The following is a 15377-nucleotide window of genomic DNA, read 5'->3' as shown; positions in this document are numbered from 1 at the left end:
TATTACCAAAACTACTATTTCCAGAAATCCGTCTCGTCATGTATACCGATATCTGATGCGATAAAATGCGGATCAAGGCCAGCATGCTTCTGTTTCCTGTAGTCATTCAAGCATCTAACAGCAGTTCCACCTAGGAATAAAATTACCGGCATGTTAGTAATGACCATAAATCCTTGTGCCATATCAGCCATATTCCACACGAGGTCAGCCTGTGACACAGCACCCACATATATTAGGACAATAGCAATGCATCTAAATACAAGCGCTTCCTGTCTCTTGAGATTCCTCTTCAGTACAAATGCCAGGCAGCCTTCGCAATATGAGTAGTTTCCAATTAGCGTAGTAAAAGCAAAGAAGAACATCGATATAGCGATAAATATAGGTCCGAAATTGCCAAGCGTCGAATGAATAGCGGCTTGTACGTATTCCGCAGCTTTTGCTGCGTCTCCATCAACGTATTTCTGAGGATCTACATCCGTAATTAAGCATAGGAATGCTGTTGTTGAACAGATAAGGAGCGTATCGATAAATACTGACAGCATCTGAACAAGTCCCTGCTTTACAGGGTGCGATACGTCTGCTGTAGCGGCGGCATTAGGCGCGGATCCCATACCTGCTTCGTTAGAGTATAGTCCCCTCTTCACACCAAACATTATACAAGATCCCGTGAACCCACCGAAGATTGCTTTGAAATCAAAAGCATTTGCAAAAATAATCTGGAACATGTGAGGAACGTTCTTGATATTCATGAGGATAACCACAAGCGCAACACCAACATAGATGACTCCCATTACCGGTACAAGTATCTTTGTTACATCTGATAATCTCTTTGCTCCACCTATTACTATCGCTCCAAACGCAAGTGCAAGAATCACCCCGATAACTTTTGGTGAATTCTGATTATAGAAACTGAAGGCACTAAATGTTGACTGCAGATTATAAGCTGCTAGCATATTATAGCCGACTGCATATGTAAATATTATGATTATAGAGAAGAATACTCCGAGCGCCTTTCCGAGGCCTTTGAACCTAATCGCATCTCGCATGTAATATGCCGGTCCGCCGTAGCTAGAGCCGTCGCTGTTTTTCTTCTTGTAAATCTGAGCAAGTGTAGACTCAACAAAAGCCGAAGCTCCACCAAAAATAGCAGTGAGCCACATCCAGAAAATCGAACCAGCTCCGCCGAGGATAATAGCTGTGGCAACACCGATGATATTACCGGTACCTACTCTAGATGCAGTAGAAACCATTAACGCACCGAATGACGAAATACCGTTTTCACTCTTAGGTTTCTCAGACACAACTTTGATTGAGTCCTTGAACATGCTTATCTGCATAAATCTGGTGCGGATTGTAAAGTACAATCCACCAGCAAGGAGTAGCAGTGGCACAATCCAAGGCTTATATAGCACATCACTTATCATGAGCACTATATTGTTAATAGCATTTTCCATATTTTTTCTCCCTAATAATAAGTCCGCATAGTAGTAACGTATAAAGTAAAAGTATTTTAGTATAAAAAGTTGATGCACGATTCCCCTAATAATCATGCATCAACGTGAAAATTATACCACACTACAAATAATGTGTCTATTATTTGTATATTATTTTAAATGGCATTACTCTATGATTATAGCTTGGTAATTAGCTGTTCTTTAGCTTCCCTAGTCATCTTTTTTATGTGCCATTCTCTGCTCATCGCTTCGCTCCTGTTATCAAACTCCTCGTAATACACTAAATCTACCGGAACACGTGTACTAGTGTATTTTGCACCACTTCCACTATTGTGAGTATCAATTCTTTTAGCTAGATTTACCGTCCATCCCGTGTATAAACTACCATCATCGCAAAGCAATATATATGTATAGAAACCGTCTTTTTCAGGTGCTTTTAGCTTTTTAAACTTTTCTACATGTGAAGATTTATAATTATTAATCATAAAATTATCCATTAATCTTTTTCATCGCTGTTATAACATCATCCATATGACCATGATTGCCGCCTTTGTTGTAGCAGCCCAATGTAATAACTATGTACTTTTTGCCATTCTTTTCCGCTAATACAGCTATGCTCTTACCAGCTTCTCTTGTATATCCAAACTTACCACCGAGAACCTTAAAACTTTTAATCTTATGCTTATTAAATGCTGAAATAACGTCATTTGATAGTTTTATACCATCAGGATGACGCTCAGTCTTTGTCGATACATAAGTCGGCGTAGTGAAAATTTTATAATAATCTTTATCCGGTAGCGATTCCTTGAGTAATTTCGCAACATCCGAAGCAGTCGAGTACTCCCCACTCTTATAAACACCATCCGGTGTCTCGTAATGCGTATTGGAAAGTCCTATTTCACTTGCTTCGTCATTCATCTCACTTACGAAATGGTTTATATTGCCACCCATCATGCTAGCAATCGAATTTGCACACGCTCCATCAGATCGCATAATCATCGCATAAAAGAGATCCCTTAAATCGGTGCTCTCATCCACGTCATAACCCACCATAAACTCTTTTTGCCGCTTGACAATATTAACCGCTTCTTCACTCACTTGCCCGCTATCATCAAGGACAAGCCCCTTACTTCGCATTACTATGAGAGCTTTTCGGCAGGTCATCAGCTTAGTTAGAGATGCTATTGGCAGCTTCTTATTGCCGTTAACATCAATCTCTACTTTACCGTCAGTCAAGTTGTATACATATACACTTTTGCTATTATAGATATCTTTGCTTCTGCTCCGGCGCTCTCCAGTTCCTCTATCAGAGATAAAAAAACACATGAAAGAAACTATTGCAACCACAATGATTGCAATAGTTATCCAGATGTAAATTCTTTTTCTTTTATTCTTATTCTCGCGTCTAGTTTCCAATATACCTTCTTACTAAAATTCTTACAGAAAGCATGATGCTAATTCAAACCAGCTTCCGAGACAGCTAAATACTTTTATAGCATCTCAAGAAAAGCAGTAATTCTGGTATTAAGCTGCCCTACATCTGCCTTAGAATAATCCGTTTCCACGCTCAGGTACGGAATCCCCTTCTCCTCTGTTACGAATTTTCCTATCGATTTAGATTCAATATTATATGTCAGACAGGCAGTAAGCGACATATCAATAACTCCGTCTACATTATACTGATCGATTAGTCTCCCTAGCAGTTCATACCTATTCTCATTTGGCGTCATCACTGAACATCCAATCTTTAGGTATCTATCTGCTATCGCTCCTATTATATCATCAGCCTCTGCATCCACAAGTCTATCAAAATTCTTGTACCCAGAACAATTCTCGTAACATACAACAACGCCACCATTATTTTCTATGGCATTCACGACTTTCATGGTTCCACTACCCATCGGACATCCTGTTATTAAAATTCTAGAACGCTTATCTAGCATGTTGCCGTGATTGTATTCATCTTCTATTCGATTAGTCAGGGCATTAAGTGATCCGATAAGTTCTTCTTTATCGAATTTAAAGGTGCTGCCATATACAGCATTGAATAGATTTTCTCCTGTAATAGGTGCTGGATCATGTATCATCACTTCAGAGATCTTTCTCTGTGCATCTCTCTCCCTATTCTTGAGCCTTGCAGCATCTCGAAGCTTATCTTCTGTAATTTCAACACCAAACTTTTCTTCCAAATACTTGATAAACTTAACTACTTCTGCACGCCACAGTTTCCTACCTTCTTCGTCCTGACTATTAGGAAGATTCATTAGGTAAAGTTCCTTAAAATCAGACATGAGCTCATACATTTTCTTCTTACCATCGCAAGTCGTCTCACCTACAACTACGTCGGAAAAGTGGAAGTAAGGACACTTGTCAGATTTTGCAAACCCGTAGCTGGCCTTAATCAGCGGACATAGGTTAGCAGGCAAATCTTTTTCGGCCTCAGGAATAGCTTCATCCGACATAGAACATAAGCCTATAGGTGCTGCCCCTGCAGCCATAGCAACTTCCTGCGGAAAATAGGTGCAGTATGCACCTATAACCGGTGTGCCCGACTCCTTGATTTCTTTAACGCTTAAGAATGAGTTCCTCCTCTGTTCAGAGAACTCCTCAAATACCTCCGGTAATTCCTTAATAATTTCCATATCTGCTCTCCACCTACTCTTTAAGTATCAAAATTCGTGCTGCATGCGATAAATCCTTTTACAAATGCTAATACACTCTTAAAATAATTATACCAGTTCACTTTATAGGATTTTACACCTGGTAATGCATATATTCAATCGCATAAATGCGTATTTTACAGCACTTTGAGGATTATAAGCCTTTTTTATATCGCCAGTTATTATTTTTTATTTTTCAATAATTAGTATCAGAATATCCCATTATTAAGTATTTATTAAATTGCACGCAACCTACTATGAAGAGCGGTTTTTAAATGCTATATTTACAGATAATAAATGTAATCTTTACGAGATTAGGAGAATTAGTAATGGACAGTTCAAAACTACACAAACTGAAAGTCTTGTCTGGTGCACAGCTCAAGTATATAGCATTTATCTCGATGCTGATAGATCATACAAACAAAGCCCTTATATACCCGAATCTTACGGGTGGAAAACTGAATGTCTTAAGCGATGTATTTGATATACTCGGCAGAATTGCCTTCCCTATATTTGCCTTTCTACTTGTAGAGGGTTATTTCAAAACACGAAATAAATGGCGATACCTCGGAACACTCCTATTATTCGGAGCTATTTCTGAGGTGCCCTTCGACATGTTTACAAGCGCAGAATTCTACGAAAAGAATTGGAGCAACGTGATGTTTACGCTTGCACTCATGCTTATAACAATCTGGATTATAGATATACTTAAGGAAAAGATGAAGTCTTTACATATGTTTTTTTGGTACCTCGCATCTATTTTCGTCATCCTAGCAGGCATCGCTCTCTCCTTGTACTTTAGTGTCGACTATGACTACCACGGAATCCTGATTGCATACTTTTTCTATTTATTCCACGGGAGAGAGTTACTGGCAATTCCATTCTGTTTTGTTTCGATGATCAAGGAGCCATGGGCACTACTTGGATATGGATTCGTTCTCACTTATAACGGAGAGCGCGGAAAGCAGTATAAGCTTTTGAACTATTTATTCTATCCTGTACACCTGCTAATTTTAGGAATCATCAGGATGAAGTTCGGAATCTAGCGCATAGGAAAATAGAAAAGAAAATCATGTCCAAAACAGCTCGAGGAATGTAAACGAAATTTTCACTGTACAAGCTAATAACAAGAAATAGAATGCTAAAGGCCTGATTCTAGGAATCAGACCTTTTTGCATGTGCGAAATATGGAGTTAGGAATATTTCGACCTGTGTTAGTATGTGGCCAACACCCATCGATATGGATATATGCCTTAAAGGCGACATTGTAGCTGCACTACACAACTGACTATCGCCATCATGCTATCTATCTTATGCAAATTAATTCTATGGTATGGAATTATTCTAGTGTCAAGTGATTTTTTCTTTTTTTATAAAATGCTTATGATTTATAGCGTTTTTAGATTTGATGTATCATAAAAATATATAGAGCTCATTTGAATAATTTTGCATATAAAAACCTTGGATTTATTCCAAGGTTCATTCATATCAATACTATCTACTTTTCTTTAGCCAATCTTTATCTGAAGTTCCATCACCACGTGAAGTTCTCCTGATTTTTTTAATTTACTCGCAATCATGCCTATTACCGGATTTATTGCAATCTTTTCACCGTATCGAGCGTAGGCGGTCTTGCGGAACATATCGATTGCCGACATATCAAACTTTTTTACGCATCCAATATTTTCAAGTGAACACAGGTACGTTCCCTCTGGCTCATACTCGTATCCATGAGGCAAATCTATGGATAGTTCCTCTGTGTATGATTCTGATATAGACGCATGCCACGACTCCGTATCATCGATTGAAGTAAAACCATAATCCACAAAAGGGTTTACGTAATCTGTGAACAATACATCACTGATTGATGCTTCAAGTTCTATGGCACCAAATTCCCCGCTAATACTATCTACAACGTGGTATCTATAGCGACCAGGCACACTCTGTATCCAATAGCTACCGATGTTCTGATTACTCGTTTCGTACCTAGATTTGAGTTCTTCTATGCGCTTTAGAAGCGTGGTGCCAAAACTTATTTCGCTCTTAAGTTCATCATAATATCTATCCAGATAACACGACATATTGTGTTCATAATCACCATGCCGCATCGCCTCGATTTCTCTAATGCTCAGATTAAGATTTTTGTGCTGAATTGTATCAAGTAACTCAAAAACCGCCATATTGTCATAGGTGCGGTAATTGTTGCTTTCATTGCGCTCCGAGACAATCATGCCTCTCTTCTCATAGTAGCGAATCATATCTCTGGATAAGTGCAAGAAATTAGCTACTTCTCCGATCGTGTACTTCATATCTCCACCCTATTAACCTTTGGCATGATTATATAGTATAGATGGTAGTTCGATGTGAATTGTTTTTATTATGTGCAAGGTAGTATTGTATTTTAATTATAATTTTATTAGATATTTAATCATCACTTATATAGCTAGAGAAAATTATTATCTATACGAGTATAAAAAAGGACTTCAAAAGAAGTCCTCGATAGTTATAAAAACAAACTAGTTATTATCAATTTGTTTCTTGTAGTTTCCTATTATAGCATCAAGCCCATGACATAAAGATCGTAATATGTACCATCAATTAAAGTTGTATTAGGTAATCTTCCTTCTATCTCAAATCCGAGTTTCTCATAAAGCCTAACCGCAACCTCATTGTCACATCTAGTATCTAACTGAATTCTCGTTGTAACTCCATTATTACGGCAAAACTCAATCAGATTATTCATAAGCTCTTTACCTATTCCCAGACCATGATATTTCTTAGCAACAACAATCCCTAGTTCACCTTGATGTCTAGATTTTATTTTATTCCCAGAGTGAATGGTTCCAATTCCTGCAATTTCCCCAACATCCATTGCCAGGAGCATAATGCAAGCAGGATGATTATTTATTGAAGAAATAGCCTCCCTTTGTTCTTCCACATTAAGCGGATATTCATCTTTCTCAAAACTCAAGAAAGTTGTTTCACCTCCTACAAAATTGTAGAAGCTAACTATGCTTTCTGCATCTTCAAGCTGCGGCTCTCTAATAACAATTGATTCTTTCATAACCCCCCATTTAGTCTCTTTGTTAAGATTTAATATCGAATTCGCTTAATCTATATAAAAATTTAAGAAAAATGTCTATTATTTTGCCGGTATAATCTCAATCCAATATCCGTCTGGATCTTCGATAAAATATATCCCCATCCCCTCATTAACAAAGACAATGCAATCAAGCTCTTCATGAAGTTTAACAGAAGCTTCGATATCATCAGTAGTCATTGCAAGATGATACTCGAGTTCTCCTAGTTCATATGGCTCCTTGCGGTCGTGTAAATACGTGAGTTCCAGCTGAAAATCGGTTTTACCGTCACCAAGATAAACTAAAGTAAAGTTGTCGCCATGGTTTTCTCTAACTGGCTTTAGGCCAAGCGCCTTATCGTAAAACTCAAGGCTACGCTCTAAATCTAGAACGTTGAAGTTAAAATGATTAAAAGTAAACATGTTTTCTCCTTTAAATCGAACAGAATAAAAATTCAATTGTATTAGTGATTCCCTAGAGCATCTTTTAAACTAGGAATTCATTCGATACCATTTGAACTTGATTAAGTTAATTCGATTTCTATCATACTTAAATATAATTTTTCTGTATTATATCATACAATAATAGGCATCAATAATTGTCTATAAAGAATTCAGCAACATTAATGTACTAATATTATAAGCTAAGGTATCCCATTGACGTTTTGTTATATTTATTATTTAATTAAAGCACCATCTTTGAAAGATGGATATACTAGGTGCGTGCTTCCCCTACGTGAGGTGGGCACCTGGTTTTTATATGATAGTGTGCAACCTGCTTACTCTATAAGCATGTATAACTCGTACATAAAACTAAAACAATCATTTAAAAGTCAATGATTCTAGTCATTTTGGCGGACACGGGAACCCGTGGCTTCTCGTCCCATCATTATTGCATAAAAAAGAGACGAGCCTAGCTCGTCTCTTTTTGGCGGAGGACATGGGACTACTATGGCGGATACTGTTCGACTTTCGCTTCGCTCTGTCTCACTGACCGCCTCTGTATTTGACCTGCCTTGCCTCTCCCTTCGCTTCGCTCGGCAGTCGGCTGGCTAGGTCATAATCGAACCTCACGGGAACCCGTGGCTTCTCGCCCCATCATTATTGCATAAAAAAAGAGACGAGCCTAGCTCGTCTCCTTTTGGCGGAGGACATGGGACTACTATGGCGGATACTGTTCGACTTTCGCTTCGCTCTGTCTCACTGACCGCCTCTGTATTTGACCTGCCTTGCCTCTCCCTTCGCTTCGCTCGGCAGTCGGCTGGCTAGGTCATAATCGAACCTCACGGGAACCCGTGGCTTCTCGCCCCATCATTATTGCATAAAAAAAGAGACGAGCCTAGCTCGTCTCCTTTTGGCGGAGGACATGGGACTACTATGGCGGATACTGTTCGACTTTCGCTTCGCTCTGTCTCACTGACCGCCTCTGTATTTGACCTGCCTTGCCTCTCCCTTCGCTTCGCTCGGCAGTCGGCTGGCTAGGTCATAATCGAACCTCACGGGAACCCGTGGCTTCTCGCCCCATCATTATTGCATAAAAAAAGAGACGAGCCTAGCTCGTCTCCTTTTGGCGGAGGACATGGGACTCGAACCCACGGGGCTGTTACGCCTTACCTGATTTCCAATCAGGCTCCTTAGCCACTCGGTCAATCCTCCACACGCGGCTAACGCACTAATATTCAAATCGTGCCTAAATAGGTTAACACAAACGGAATCTAAACGCAAGCCGTTATTATATTCACGTGTATGGTATTATGTAAATACACAGAAAGGAGTATCAAATGCACGAGCTTATAGAACTATTAAAATCTGATATGAAGCCTGCACTAGGTGTTACTGAACCAGGTGCTATAGCTTTTGCTGTTTCCACGGCTTGTTCGTACCTTAGTGGCGAGGTAGAGAGCATCGAGCTTAGACTTAATAGCGGTATATACAAAAATGCTTTTACCTGTGGTATTCCGAGCAGCCCTCACCTAGGCAACCTATATGCAGCAGCACTCGGTGCAATCGCCGCCGACCCTTCTATGGGGCTCGAGTGTCTTTCGTCAGTCACTCCTGATGATAATAAAGCCGCTGAGAAGATGATTGCCGATGGCCGGATTACGGTTTTGCTATCAGAGATTAGCAGCCGCATACACATAGAAGTAGTCGCCCGCTGCGGCGATGAATACGCTGAGGTAATCATTTGGGATAGCCACACCAATATTACATGCATAAAACACAACGGCGAAATTGTAGAGGGCAGTGATTCACCCGCTTATGACCGGTCTGAACCTGCTGAACCACCGATAATTCACAAGTACACTCTTCAAGATTTTGTCAATCTAGTTAACGAAGTTTCATTTGATGATATAGCGTTTATTAAGGATGCTTACACGGTTAATCTCCACCTTTACGATGTTGCCATGGCTAGTGACCGCACGACTTTTGCAAAATCGCTATATAAAAATAACGGAAATAAAACTATTAGCGATAACGCTGTCGATACAGCAAGTCTATTATGCAATGCTGCGATTGAAGCGAGAGTACTTGGACTTGATGCTCCAGCGATGAGTATTACTGGCTCTGGTGCACATGGAATCATAGCTACACTTCCTCTATATGGCTACTGTAAAATCCATAATATCGAAGATGAGAAGCTTATCCGAGCAACTGCTCTTAGCTATCTAGTCTGTACGTATATAAAAGAGTATTCTGGTAAACTATCTGCATTTTGCGGATGTGCTATAGCTGCTGGAAGCGGTATGGCTTCTGCACTTGTATACCTTGATGGTGGCGATACTGAAGCAATGTTCAGATGCCTTAACAACATGGCGAGTAGCATCACTGGGATGATTTGTGACGGAGGAAACCATGGATGTGTAATGAAGGGGATCTCAGCTGTAGATACGGCTTTTCGTTCAAAAGACTTTGCAATGGCTGGTATATGCATAGAAAACCTACACGGCATCAACGGTTCAACTCCTGAAGAAACTATGCGTAATATGGGCTTAATCGCCTCACCTGGCATGGTCAAAACAGAGGAGACTATCTTAGATATAATGAAATCAAAAATACAATCATAAGCATAATTAATATTCTAATCATTATTGGAATCATAAGAATAATGACAAAGCGGACGGCGCTGCCGTCCGCTTTTTTTATCTAACTTCAAAATCGATTCAAAAGTTTACTATTCGTAAATCTTGTACTCCTTTGTCTCAAGAGCTCTGAGTGCACCATCAGCGAGAGACTTCATCTCTTCCTCTCCTGGGAATCTTAGAACTGGAGCAACCTTACCTACGTAGGAAGTGATTTCCTCACAGAATCTATCACTATAAGCCATTCCACCTGTGTACACAATTGCATCTACATCGAAGTGAAGAACGGCAGACATAGCGCCGATATCCTTAGATAGCTGGTAAGCAATAGCTCTGAATGCACCTAAGCACTCCTTATCTCCTTCGTCAAACGCCTTGTTCTCTACTGTACGGAAATCCTTAGTTCCTGTGTATGAGAATACACCAGCCTCATGACCGATGATTTTCTTTACTTCAGCCTTAGTCTTTCCAGAGAAGCATAGGTTAACGAGAGCATTTGCAGGAAGAGCACCACCTCTATCCATACCCATAGAACCATCGTCCTTTACGTTGTATACATCTACAACTCTGCCCTTCTTGTGAGCTGCAACAGATACTCCACCTCCGAGGTGAACTACAACTAGGTTGAGGTCCTCATAAGCCTTTCCTATTTCCTTTGCTGCCTTTCTAGCAACTGACTTCTGGTTAAGCGCATGGAAGAAGCTCTGTCTCTCCATACCCTTTAGTCCAGAATATCTAGCAACATCATCAAGCTCGTCTACGCAAACAGGGTCAACGAAGAAAGCAGGAATGCCAACTTTATCACCTAGTTCTTTTGCTAGATATGCTCCGAGGTTAGCCGCATGCTCACCGTAAGGTGGGTTCTTAATATCTCTGATAACTGCATCGTTAACGAGATAAGTCCCAGATGGGATATGCTTGAATAGTCCACCACGACCGCAAATTGCGTCAAAATCTTCCAGTTTGTAGCCTTCAGCATCGAGTGTTTTCATTATTACGTCGCGACGGAATGGCATCTGATCTACGATGTTTGCATACTTGTCCATCTCAGCTGCATCGTGGTCAATGCCTACGCGCATAAGCTCCTGATCATTCTCGTATACAGCAATCTTTGTGGATGTTGCTCCAGGGTTGATTACAAGAATCTTCATGTTACCAATTTCTCCTTTCGTTACCTCAATATTTTAATCATGTCCTTAGTATAAATACATTCGAACGTGATAACATGACTATTTATTTCTATTACCAGCTTTGCGCCTCTCAATCTCTTTGAGAAGCTTCTTGCGAAGTCTGATATCCTCTGGTGTTACCTCTACGAGTTCATCTCCATTGATGAATTCGAGTGCCTCCTCCAGGGTAAATGTTCGCGGTGGTGTAAGCTTAATCGTGTCATCGCTACCCGCCGCACGCATATTAGATACTCTCTTTGCTTTGCATGGATTTACTACCATATCATCGCCTCTAGAGTTCATACCGACTATCATACCTTCATAAACGTGAGTTCCAGGTTCAACGAACATCTGCACACGCTCCTGAATATTAAATATTGCATATGGCGTACAGTTGCCTTCTTCCTGTGCTACAGCAACACCGTTAGTGCGCTCTGGAATTTCACCCTTCCAAGATTCAAATCCCTCAAAGCGTCTAACCATGGTACCTTCACCATGAGTATCGTTGATAAACTCACTTCTATATCCCATGAGTCCACGAGTTGGAACGGAGTACTCAATCTTCGAATATCCGTTGCCTTCGCTCATCATCTGCTTCATCATGCCCTTACGCATATTGAGCTTAGAGATAACCGATCCAGAATATTCATCTGGAACACTCACGACAACCTCTTCAACTGGTTCAAGCAGCTCCCCATTGTCACCGCGCTTCGTTACAACCTCAGGCTTAGATACAGCGAGTTCATATCCTTCACGGCGCATATTCTCTATAAGAATCGATAGATGAAGCTCTCCTCTACCCGAAACCTTAAATGAATCAGTAGAGTCTGTAGGCTCTACTACCAGTCCAACGTTAACCTCAAGCTCTTTTTCCAGTCGCTCTTTGATGTGTCTACTTGTCACGTATTTGCCGACTTTACCAGCGAATGGCGAAGAGTTAACCATGAAGTTCATCGACAAGGTTGGCTCTTCAATGCTGATATTTCCAAGAGATTCAGGATGAGCTGGATCACAGATTGTCTCCCCTATCGAGATGTCGGAAATACCCGATACAACGACGATATCCCCGCACTCAGCCTCGTCAACTGACATTCTCTGAAGACCTCTATATACAAATACCTGATTTATCTTGGCATTGTAAGACTCTTCTTCATCCTTCATGACTACTACTTGCTGTGCCGCCTTGAGTGTACCTCTTGTAATTCTGCCTATTCCAAGTCTTCCAATATAGTCATCGTATGCAAGTGAAGAAATCTGCAGCTGAAGCGGCTCGTCTCTTAGATCAGGATATGGGTCACAGTGTTCAACAATCTTATCAAGCAGAGGTTCTATATTGAACTCCCCAAAGCCCTTTGGGCTTTTCTTAATCTTAGTTGTACCGTCATCCACCATGATATCAGCAACTTCACTAGGATCACTAACTGCTATTCCCTGTCTTGCAATTCCATACATGATTGGAAAATCTAGCTGTTCATCATTAGCCTCAAGATCCATAAACAGTTCATAAACTTCATCTACAACCTCATCTATTCTGGCATCCTTCTTATCTATCTTGTTGATAAACAATATCGGATTTAATCCCTGCTCAAGCGATTTATTGAGCACAAATCTGGTCTGAGGCATAGGACCTTCACTAGAGTCTACTAGTAGAATTACTGTATCAACAGTCTTCATGATGCGCTCAACCTCGGAGCTGAAATCTGCGTGTCCTGGTGTATCGACAATATTAATCTTGTAATCCTTGTACATGATAGAGCAGTTTTTGGAATATATAGTAATTCCACGCTCTCTCTCGATTGCATCACTATCCATTACACACTCTACAACCTCTTCATTGTCTCTGAACACATGAGATTGAGCAAGAAGTGCATCAACAAGTGTTGATTTACCTGCATCAACGTGTGCAATTACTGCGATATTAATTATCTTATTCTTTTCTCCCATCGTTATCCCTTCTAACTGGCTATATCTATATAATATTTATCTTCCCGAGCTGAGGAAAAATCTTCTTCTGCGGTTAATTACGTTGTAAACGCTTTCTATCGTTCTTTCAAATTGATAAAGCTCTCTAGTCAAAGTCTCGACATCACCATTTGAAACGCTAGCCATAGATGTGCGTCCTTCGGCGACAATTTCAAACCAATCTGGCGCTGTAACCTTGAACCCTCTGAACTTCTGTGCCCATATCTCATACTGCGAGAACTGCATAGCGTAAGGTAACATCTCGTAGAAATATTCAGGATTTGACTGCTGCATTATTGCAATATCCCTAGGCTGTGCCTCTTCTATGAAGTTGCGCATACCCATCATCCTGTTTGAAAGACGAGCATTTTCTCTAGCCCTCGCGGCCATTAGGCACGACATCATCGCTGCAAATGCACCGGCAACTAGTATCAGAAGAGGAATCATTAGTGATTTATTGCACTTATACACGAGATATCCCACGTACACAAGTTCAGATACATAAAGCGCAGAATACATAGAAATTGAAAACTTGAAGTGCTTCCAATCCATATCGTACCTGAGATCAAATCTCATTGTGATAATGTTCAAAATAAGCACGGAGAGCACGAATAACCCAGCTGGAAGTCCATATTTAATCTCTTCTTCATACGTATACATCGACACAAGAACAGGAATAGTAGCAATTGCAAGAGATATAGCTACAATACTTACATACCTAAACAGTTTAGATATCGTAGTGCTCGCCCTCATCTCGCGAGAGTTATAACCACTAGCAACACTACTTTCAACATCGATAAGTATCCTTTTGAGCTTAACTCCTATGTCCTCCATCTCGACAGCTCTTCCCTCATAAACATCTTCAAAAAGCTCTCCATAAATTGCACGAATATATCTATCTTCGTCAATAGATGGTGTATTAAGCTTCACTAGTTTATACTTCTTAGGAGCGTACTCAACTATCTTGAGGCATCCTGATATCCCCAGCCTGACTATAAGCGGGACGATATCCCGTATTGATAGCTTACCGTTAAATACATATGCTACGTCAGCTGTCGATATTCCATCAATTGGATTGGTAATAACCTTTTTCTTAAATTTAGGATCTCTTCCACCTGCTAACCACAGGATCAAAGATAGTGTTGCTGCAGCGATAAATAATACCCCTCCTAGTCCAATAGTCCACTCATTGTTTAGAGGATCTTTCCAATATCCGTCTGGAAGTTCGGCCTTAAAAGTGATGCCGAAATCTGATGGAATAAGCGAACCACTCATAGTAATAGTATTTCCATCTATGGAGTAAGACATCTTGTTTGATACATCCTGCGAACCAAACTGACCCGCATAGTACTGAAGATCATCCCAAGGGAAATCCTTGGGCAGCACTAACGTGAACTTGTAGTTCTGGATTGGTACCTCCCAATCAGGAGATAGCGCAGTCAAATAAAACAAGTCATAATTTTTATTCTTTTCGGCAAACTCCTTCACGATATAGGTAATCTTAAAGGTATGACTTCCCTTTCTTAACTGTTTCTTGTCATTAATTACGATGTTATACTTCGAGCCATTTTTTGACAAAGAAAAATCAGTACCCTTAACATCTACATCACTAATGATGTAGTTACCTGCGGGTACGTCGAAAGATATTTCCGAAAGATTATTCGGAAGATTAACGGTTATCTGCTTAGAAACTTCATAGGTGTGATTCTTTTTTACAACAGCCTTAAAATCATAGTTGTTAATCTCGTAGCTATTATCCTTAGTTGCACCGAAAGAGTCAGCCAAAACTAGACCATGACTCACACTCATGATTGCAAAAATTAGTAATATTTTAAGTAAGTATTTATATATATTTGACAACACTTTACCGTTGCTCGTCATTATACGTCTCCTTCTAGGCAATACTTCTAAATATTATACCGCATAAAACGGTTAAGCACAATAATTCAAAGGAGCATAGAATAGTTGATACA

At 40.1% G+C, this 15377-nt stretch carries 12 protein-coding genes and 1 tRNA gene; 2 read left to right on the top strand and 11 right to left on the bottom strand.

All coding sequences use genetic code 11. From position 1 onward, the window contains the following. Nucleotides 1-14: 14 nt before the first annotated feature. The 4 genes from C5Q96_RS01580 to C5Q96_RS01565 all read right to left on the bottom strand — a co-directional run bounded on the left by C5Q96_RS01580 (nucleotide 15) and on the right by C5Q96_RS01565 (nucleotide 4096). A complete protein-coding gene (locus C5Q96_RS01580; RefSeq protein WP_106056586.1) occupies nucleotides 15-1454 on the bottom strand; it encodes an alanine/glycine:cation symporter family protein in 1440 nt (479 codons plus the stop codon). A 176-nt stretch (nucleotides 1455-1630) separates the two neighbouring features. Next, complete coding sequence (locus tag C5Q96_RS01575) at nucleotides 1631-1939, bottom strand: GIY-YIG nuclease family protein (protein WP_106057978.1); 309 nt, start codon at nucleotides 1937-1939, stop codon at nucleotides 1631-1633. A gap of 4 nt (nucleotides 1940-1943) precedes the next feature. Continuing rightward, nucleotides 1944-2870: a D-alanyl-D-alanine carboxypeptidase family protein gene (locus C5Q96_RS01570; RefSeq protein ID WP_106056584.1), complete on the bottom strand. Its 927-nt coding sequence runs from the start codon at nucleotides 2868-2870 to the stop codon at nucleotides 1944-1946. 74 nt (nucleotides 2871-2944) lie between these two features. Beyond that, nucleotides 2945-4096, bottom strand: coding sequence for a double-cubane-cluster-containing anaerobic reductase (locus tag C5Q96_RS01565; protein ID WP_106056582.1), 1152 nt, complete (start codon nucleotides 4094-4096; stop codon nucleotides 2945-2947). 347 nt (nucleotides 4097-4443) lie between these two features. Here C5Q96_RS01565 and C5Q96_RS01560 point away from each other — a divergent pair, with 347 nt between their 5' ends. Then, nucleotides 4444-5160 carry a TraX family protein gene (locus C5Q96_RS01560; RefSeq protein WP_106056581.1) on the top strand — a complete coding sequence of 239 codons (717 nt, stop codon included), beginning with the start codon at nucleotides 4444-4446 and terminating at the stop codon, nucleotides 5158-5160. 462 nt (nucleotides 5161-5622) lie between these two features. Here C5Q96_RS01560 and C5Q96_RS01555 read toward each other — a convergent pair whose 3' ends face one another. The 4 genes from C5Q96_RS01555 to C5Q96_RS01540 form a co-directional block, all read right to left on the bottom strand. Next, nucleotides 5623-6423, bottom strand: a complete 801-nt coding sequence (locus C5Q96_RS01555) for a MerR family transcriptional regulator (RefSeq protein ID WP_106056580.1) — start codon at nucleotides 6421-6423, stop codon at nucleotides 5623-5625. Between the two features lie 242 nt (nucleotides 6424-6665). Further along, the gene (locus C5Q96_RS01550) at nucleotides 6666-7178 is read right to left on the bottom strand and encodes a GNAT family N-acetyltransferase (RefSeq protein ID WP_106056579.1); all 513 of its coding nucleotides are present in this window, start codon (nucleotides 7176-7178) and stop codon (nucleotides 6666-6668) included. A gap of 78 nt (nucleotides 7179-7256) precedes the next feature. Beyond that, nucleotides 7257-7616, bottom strand: a complete 360-nt coding sequence (locus C5Q96_RS01545) for a VOC family protein (RefSeq protein ID WP_106056578.1) — start codon at nucleotides 7614-7616, stop codon at nucleotides 7257-7259. A gap of 1145 nt (nucleotides 7617-8761) precedes the next feature. Further along, nucleotides 8762-8849, bottom strand: a tRNA-Ser gene (locus tag C5Q96_RS01540). A gap of 125 nt (nucleotides 8850-8974) precedes the next feature. Between C5Q96_RS01540 and C5Q96_RS01535 the strand changes: the two genes are divergently transcribed. Further along, nucleotides 8975-10258 (top strand): L-cysteine desulfidase family protein, encoded by a 1284-nt coding sequence (locus C5Q96_RS01535; RefSeq protein ID WP_106056576.1) that lies wholly within the window; start codon nucleotides 8975-8977, stop codon nucleotides 10256-10258. A 107-nt stretch (nucleotides 10259-10365) separates the two neighbouring features. Here C5Q96_RS01535 and buk read toward each other — a convergent pair whose 3' ends face one another. The 3 genes from buk to C5Q96_RS01520 form a co-directional block, all read right to left on the bottom strand. After that, nucleotides 10366-11424, bottom strand: a complete 1059-nt coding sequence (buk, locus tag C5Q96_RS01530) for a butyrate kinase (protein ID WP_106056574.1) — start codon at nucleotides 11422-11424, stop codon at nucleotides 10366-10368. A gap of 78 nt (nucleotides 11425-11502) precedes the next feature. Next, on the bottom strand, nucleotides 11503-13386 hold the full coding sequence (typA, locus tag C5Q96_RS01525) for a translational GTPase TypA (protein WP_106056572.1): 1884 nt from the start codon (nucleotides 13384-13386) through the stop codon (nucleotides 11503-11505). Between the two features lie 36 nt (nucleotides 13387-13422). Beyond that, nucleotides 13423-15285: a DUF2207 domain-containing protein gene (locus C5Q96_RS01520; RefSeq protein ID WP_106056570.1), complete on the bottom strand. Its 1863-nt coding sequence runs from the start codon at nucleotides 15283-15285 to the stop codon at nucleotides 13423-13425. Nucleotides 15286-15377: the final 92 nt, after the last annotated feature.

The sequence above is a fragment of the Mogibacterium diversum genome, assembly GCF_002998925.1.
GTDB classification, from domain to species: Bacteria; Bacillota; Clostridia; order Peptostreptococcales; family Anaerovoracaceae; genus Mogibacterium; species Mogibacterium diversum.
Note: the sequence above shows the minus strand (reverse complement) of the source record. Positions and strands in the feature narration are given on the sequence as shown.